Source organism: Polaromonas sp. UBA4122, assembly GCA_002381615.1.
Taxonomy (GTDB): domain Bacteria; phylum Pseudomonadota; class Gammaproteobacteria; order Burkholderiales; family Burkholderiaceae_C; genus Polaromonas.
Window position 1 is genome coordinate 20678 of sequence record DFWY01000092.1, and the last position, 6068, is coordinate 26745.

Annotated in this window: 6 protein-coding genes; 2 read left to right on the forward strand and 4 right to left on the reverse strand. The window is 63.1% G+C overall.

Annotated elements, in window-relative coordinates; translation table 11 throughout:
• Positions 1-249 precede the first annotated feature (249 nt).
• The 4 genes from B3F77_RS12470 to B3F77_RS12485 form a co-directional block, all read right to left on the reverse strand.
• Positions 250-1026 carry an SDR family oxidoreductase gene (locus B3F77_RS12470; RefSeq protein ID WP_293605260.1) on the reverse strand — a complete coding sequence of 259 codons (777 nt, stop codon included), beginning with the start codon at positions 1024-1026 and terminating at the stop codon, positions 250-252.
• 76 nt (positions 1027-1102) lie between these two features.
• Complete coding sequence (gene lptC, locus B3F77_RS12475) at positions 1103-1816, reverse strand: LPS export ABC transporter periplasmic protein LptC (protein WP_293605261.1); 714 nt, start codon at positions 1814-1816, stop codon at positions 1103-1105.
• Position 1817: 1 nt separating this feature from the next.
• Positions 1818-2351 (reverse strand): KdsC family phosphatase, encoded by a 534-nt coding sequence (locus B3F77_RS12480; RefSeq protein WP_293605262.1) that lies wholly within the window; start codon positions 2349-2351, stop codon positions 1818-1820.
• 112 nt (positions 2352-2463) lie between these two features.
• On the reverse strand, positions 2464-3456 hold the full coding sequence (locus B3F77_RS12485) for a KpsF/GutQ family sugar-phosphate isomerase (RefSeq protein ID WP_293605263.1): 993 nt from the start codon (positions 3454-3456) through the stop codon (positions 2464-2466).
• 92 nt (positions 3457-3548) lie between these two features.
• Here B3F77_RS12485 and B3F77_RS12490 point away from each other — a divergent pair, with 92 nt between their 5' ends.
• Positions 3549-5534, forward strand: a complete 1986-nt coding sequence (locus B3F77_RS12490; protein WP_293605269.1) for a monovalent cation:proton antiporter family protein — start codon at positions 3549-3551, stop codon at positions 5532-5534.
• A 115-nt stretch (positions 5535-5649) separates the two neighbouring features.
• On the forward strand, positions 5650-6068 hold a 419-nt coding region (locus B3F77_RS12495), incomplete at its 3' end, for an adenine phosphoribosyltransferase (RefSeq protein ID WP_293605264.1).

Below are 6068 nucleotides of genomic sequence, written 5' to 3' on the forward strand. Positions count from 1 at the left end.
TATAAGAGACAGGCGGTGGACGCGGCGGCTACTAAGCCCTGCGAAACCCCCACGCTGCTGGCGATTAGCCACAGTGCACACAAGCCTCTTCAGTCAAAGACTGAAGAGAGCTAAAAAAGAAAGGCTTCAAAACTTCGGTTTTGAAGCCTTTTTGCTTTGTGCCCAGCTATTACAGGCGCATGCAGCTATTGTTTTTATAGCAGATCGGGCCAGCTTTCAGCGCGGATGAATGGGCGTCTGAAAAATGAATCAGTTCTGGCCCTGACGGTGCTTGCGGGCGCGGCCTGCCAGGGCCTTGTCAAACACCGCATTCGGCAGCAGGCGCAGCAACTTGGCCACCACGCCCATTTGCCACGGAATGACGCGGTAGCTGTGGCCCGCCTGGATGGCGACAAAGGCCTTGTCGGCAAACACCTCGGCCTTCATCAGAAACGGCATCGAATAGCGGTTTTGCCGTGTCAGCGGCGTGTCGATATAGCCCGGGCAAATCGTCACCACCTTCACACCGCTAGGCCGGAGTTCGCCGCGCAAACTTTCACAGTAGCTGGTGACCGCCGCCTTGCTGGCGCAGTAAGCCCCGTGACCCGGCAGGCCGCGTATGCCGGCCACACTGCCAATACCCACCAGCGCGCCGGTACCGCGCGTCACCATGGCCGCCACAAAGGGATGAAACGTGGCCGCCAGGCCGATATTGTTGGTGGCAAAAGTCTGCACCATGACATCGATATCTTCCCGCACGGCGGTGTCCATGCCGATGCTGATGCCGGCATTGGCTATCACCACGTCAGGCACGCCCTGAGCGGCAATACAGGCCTGTCCCGCCGCCACAATGCTGTCGATATCGGACACGTCGGCGCTGTAAATTTGATAGCGACTGGCACTGATCGAATTCGCCTCAGCCCACGACTGGACCTCTGCGGTTCGGCGCACTGCGAGTGCCAGCCGGTAGCCCGCCGCGTAATACCGCAGGGCCAGCGCCTGGCCGATGCCGCTGGATGCGCCGGTGATGAACACGAGTCTGGACATGGTGGGACTTGGGCTTGGATTTGGGTTGAAGTTGCCGGTCCGTGGCGGTACGCTACCGCAGTACTCACGTGTTGTACTAACGGGCGGTTGGAGCGGGACTGGCGGGACTCACCGCACCGGCAGCCCCGGAAGCCGATTTCGGCATCAGCACACCCCGAACGCGGCCTTTGAGATTGGCCACCTGGTCGAGGTTGTCATAAGCGAAGGTGTCGCCGGTGAACTGGTCGGTGCCCCGGATCAGGACCACGGGTTTGTGGGACTGGACACGCTCCTCGTTCAAAAACACATGCAGGAATTCGCCGCGAAATTCCAAGCGCGGAGTTGCCTTGCCGGTGGCGTCCTGGCTGCCGTCGCGCACCACCACCGCATTGCCGGTCAGCTGGACTTCCGAGCCATCGCTGTTGACGTAGGCGCGGTTGGCCGTGGCCGTGGTGATATGTCCGTCGACGTTGATGCTGCGCATCCGCACCTGGTCGATCTCCAGAATGTCGGTGTCCAGGAAGTGCCGCGCCTCGATGCCATAAATTTCGCTTTTGAGCTTGCCACCGTCGTCGAAGGTTTTGACGGTGAATTTGCGCATGAAATAGTCCACCTCGTGCCTGGCCTCTTTGGCCGCCTCGGGCGTACTGAAAATCGGCGTGTTGCGCACCAGCCAGTAGGTGCCCAAGGCCAGCGCACCCATCATCAGCAGCGGCATGTATATGGCCGTGCTGTCCCACACGCGTGCAAGGGTGCGCCAGGATCTCTTGAACTGCTGCAGCGCGCCGCTGCCGTCGGGCAGGGTGACCATATCAGCTGGCGTATGCCTGCAGCAGGCTGGCATAGCGACCGCTGGCGACGAGCAACAGGTCACACAGCTCGCGCGCAGCGCCATGGCCGCCGCGCGCCTGCGTGACGTGGTGGGCTTGCGCCCTGACCTCCGCGTGTGCATTCACCGGCGCGCAACTCAGCGCCGCGCGGCGCATCACAGGCAGATCGGGCCAGTCATCGCCCATGGCCGCCGCAGCGGTCCAGTCGAGTCCCAGCGCCTGCAGGGTGATTTCGGCGGCAGGGCGTTTGTCTTCGGTGCCAAAGTGGGCATGCGTAATGCCCAGCGCTTGCAGCCGCGCGCGCAGCGCCGGGCTGTCGCGCCCGGTGATCACAGCGGGTGTAATGCCGACTTTCTGCAGCAGCTTCAGGCCGAGGCCATCCAGAATGTTGAAACGCTTGAGGGTCTCACCATCCTCAGCCATGTAGAGGCCGCCATCGGTCAACACACCGTCCACGTCGAAGAACGCCACTTTCACGCCCTGTGCGCGCAGCAGCAGCTCAGGCGCGAAATTCAAAGCCGGTTTCAGAGCCGGTAAAGCGCATTCCGTCGCCGGGCCGCCCCGAGCAAGTTCAGCCCCCTCAGGGAGCAGTGCAGTATGCGAAGCGACAACCGTGGGGGCCATTTATTTATATCACCTTGGCGCGCATTAGGTCGTTGGTGTTGAGCGCACCGCACAGCACGCCAGCATCGTCCACCACCAGCACGCTGGTGATGCTGTGTTGCTCCATCAGCGCTACCGCTTCTACGGCGAGGGCGTCCGCCCGCACCGTGTGCGGATGGGCGTGCATCACTTCACCCGCGGTGCTGCTGCGCAAGTCCACGCCCTTCTCAACCAAGCGGCGCAAGTCACCGTCGGTGAAGATGCCCAGCACACGCTGGCTGTCGCTCACCACGGCCGAAGCCCCCAAGCCCTTGGCGCTCATCTCGCGCATGAGCTCTGTAAACGGGGTCTCTGGCCGCACCTGCGGTACGGCGTCACCGCTGCGCATCACGTCGCTCACATGGGTCAGCAACTTGCGGCCCAACGAACCACCGGGGTGCGAGCGGGCAAAGTCTTCTTCCTTGAAACCGCGCGCATCGAGCAGCGCCACGGCCAAGGCATCGCCGAGCGCTAGTTGCGCCGTGGTGCTGGCCGTAGGTGCCAGGTTCAGTGGGCACGCTTCCCGGGCCACGCTGCTGTCCAGTGTGACGCGGGCATGTTTGGCCAGAACGGATTGCACGCCGCCGGTGATGGCCACGAGCGGCACACCCAAACGGCTGAGCACCGGAAGAATCGCCATGAGCTCCTCGCTCACGCCGCTATTGGAGATGGCCAGTACCACGTCCAGGCCCGTAATCATGCCGAGATCGCCATGGCTGGCTTCGGCCGGATGCACAAACATGGCCGGCGTTCCGGTAGATGCCAGCGTGGCGGCGATCTTGCGACCGATGTGCCCGCTTTTGCCCATGCCCATGACCACCACATGGCCCCGGCACGCCAGCATCAGCAGGACTGCCTGGGCAAATTCGCTGCCCACGCGGTCCGCCAGGTCCCGCACGGCCGCGGCTTCTATCTCAAAGGTCTTCCTGGCAAGGGTCAGCGCCTGCTCGGCATCAAAGTTCGCGGGGTCAAAGCTCATGGCTGCATTCTATATAGTGCAAAGGCACACCCCGTCGGCGCATGACCATCAAACGTCAAGGTACTGGCAACTTCCTCGGCTACCATCGATGCATGAGTGCGCTTGAACTGACCCTGCTGTACCTGCTGGCCGCAGTGCTGGGCGTGGTCGCATGCCGCTCGCTCAAATTGCCGCCCATGCTCGGCTACTTGGCCGTGGGCGTGGTAATTGGGCCCCATGCGCTGGCACTGTCGGCAAACTCCGATGGTGTGCGCCATCTGGGCGAGTTCGGCGTGGTATTTTTGATGTTTGTGATCGGGCTGGAGTTCAACCTGCCCAAGCTGCGCTCCATGCGACGCCATGTCTTTGGGCTGGGACTGCTCCAGGTCGCGCTCACCATCGTGCTGGCTACCGTGGGCTCGCTGTTTCTTGCGAGCATGGCGCCGACCTTGTGGAAGATGGGGTGGCAAACCGCACTGGCGCTGTCCGGCGCGATGGCCATGAGCAGCACCGCCATTGTGGTCAAACTGCTGTCCGAACGGCTGGAGCTGGATTCCGAACACGGCAAGCGCGTGATGGGCGTGCTGCTGTTCCAGGACCTGGCCGTGGTGCCGCTGCTGGTACTGATTCCGGCGCTGGGTTCTTCGCCCGATAAACTGTTCATGGCGCTGGCGCTTGCCGGGCTGAAAGCCACCGTGTTGATCGGCCTGCTGCTCACCGGCGGCCAGCGCGTCATGCGTTGGTGGCTCACCCTCGTGGCACGGCGGAAAAGCGATGAGCTGTTTGTGCTTAACCTCTTGCTGGTCACGCTGGCGCTGGCCTGGCTGACCGAGCGGGCCGGGCTGAGTTTGGCACTGGGCGCTTTTATCGCTGGCATGCTGATCTCGGAAACCGAATTCAAGCACCAGGTCGAAACCGACATCCGGCCTTTTCACGATGTCTTGCTGGGTCTCTTTTTCATCAGTATTGGCATGATGCTGAACTGGCGCGAAGTCGCGCTGCACTGGCCGATAGTGCTACTGCTGGTGACGCTGCCCGTCTTGTTCAAACTGGTGATGGTCACGGCGCTGGCACGCACGCTGGGTGCGACCGATGGCGTGTCCTTGCGCACCGGCCTGTACCTCGCGCAGGCGGGCGAATTCGGCTTTGTGCTGCTGTCGCTGGCACAGGAGAGCCGGCTGGTGCCGCCAGCCCTGCTTAACCCGATCCTGGCCAGCATGGTGTTGTCGATGCTGGCTACGCCATTCATCATCATGTACAGCAACCGCATTGTGATGAAGCTGGTGTCCAGCGAATGGCTGCAGCAGTCGCTGCAGATGACCACCATTGCGCGCAAGTCCATCAACGCCAACAAGCACGTCATCATTTGCGGCTATGGCCGCTGCGGCCAGAACCTGGGCCACATGCTGGAGCACGAAGGCATCCCTTACATGGCGCTGGACCTGGACCCCGACCGGGTGCGCCAGGCCGCCGCAGCCGGCGACTCGGTGGTGTTTGGCGATGCGGTGCGCCTGCAGGCCCTGATGGCGGCGGGCCTGGCCCGCGCCAGTGCCGTGGTGGTGACTTATCTGGACACCGCCAGCGCCATCAAGGTGCTGGCCAACACGCGTGCTCACGCGCCCACGGTGCCGGTGATTGTGCGTACCGTGGATGACCATGACCTGGAAAAACTGCGGGCCGCCGGCGCCACCGAAGTCGTGCCCGAGGCCATAGAAGGCAGCCTGATGCTGGCCAGCCACGCGCTGGCGCTGGTGGGCGTGCCCATGCGCCGCGTGATCCGCGTGGTGCAGGACCAGCGCGATGCCCGCTACAACCTGCTGCGCGGCTACTTCCGCGGTGCCGATGACGACACCGCGGGCGAGCGCGAGCAGGAACGCCTCTCAACCGTAACGCTGCCGCCGGGCATCAAGTCAGTGGGCAAACCGCTGGGCGCGCTGGCGCTGCATGCAGCAGGCGTGCGCGTGGTCAGCCTGCGGCGCAGCAACGGTAAAACACTGGAAGTAGACGAGGAAACCCGGCTCGAGGGCGGCGACACGCTGGTGCTGTCAGGCAAGCCCGAGGCGCTGGCCATGGCCGAAGAGAAACTGCTGCGCGGGTGACCCCCCAAAGAGTAACCCCGCAAGCGTCAGCCCCAAGTCTGCGCGGTCCGGGAGCCCGTTCCATTTGGGTAGCGCAGGGTGCAAAATACGGGCTCACACCCACTTTGAATGAACCATGCCCGATCTCGACAGCCTCACTCACCAGACCATCAGCCAATACCTCAAAAGCCATATCCGCACCGTGCCTGACTGGCCCGTGCCCGGTGTGCAGTTTCGCGACATCACGCCGCTGCTGCAAAACCCCAAGGTCTTTCGCGTGCTGATAGATGCCTTTGTGCACCGCTACATGGACCCGGCGCTGCGTCCCGATGTGGTGGCCGGTCTCGATGCGCGCGGCTTCATTCTGGGGGCCGTGGTGGCGTATGAGCTGAACGTGGGCTTTGTACCGATCCGCAAAAAGGGCAAGCTGCCCTTTGCCACCGTGCAGGAAACCTACGCGCTTGAATACGGCAGCGCCACCGTGGAGCTGCACACCGACGCGGTGAAACCCGGCGACAGGGTGCTGTTGATTGACGACCTGATCGCCACCGGCGG

Bases quoted from the DNA above. Each gene is read 5' to 3' on its own strand.
- B3F77_RS12490 (WP_293605269.1), top strand. From the start codon at position 3,549: ATGAGTGCGCTTGAACTGACCCTGCTGTACCTGCTGGCCGCAGTGCTG.
- lptC (WP_293605261.1), bottom strand. From the start codon at position 1,816: ATGGTCACCCTGCCCGACGGCAGCGGCGCGCTGCAGCAGTTCAAGAGA.
- B3F77_RS12470 (WP_293605260.1), bottom strand. From the start codon at position 1,026: ATGTCCAGACTCGTGTTCATCACCGGCGCATCCAGCGGCATCGGCCAG.
- B3F77_RS12485 (WP_293605263.1), bottom strand. From the start codon at position 3,456: ATGAGCTTTGACCCCGCGAACTTTGATGCCGAGCAGGCGCTGACCCTT.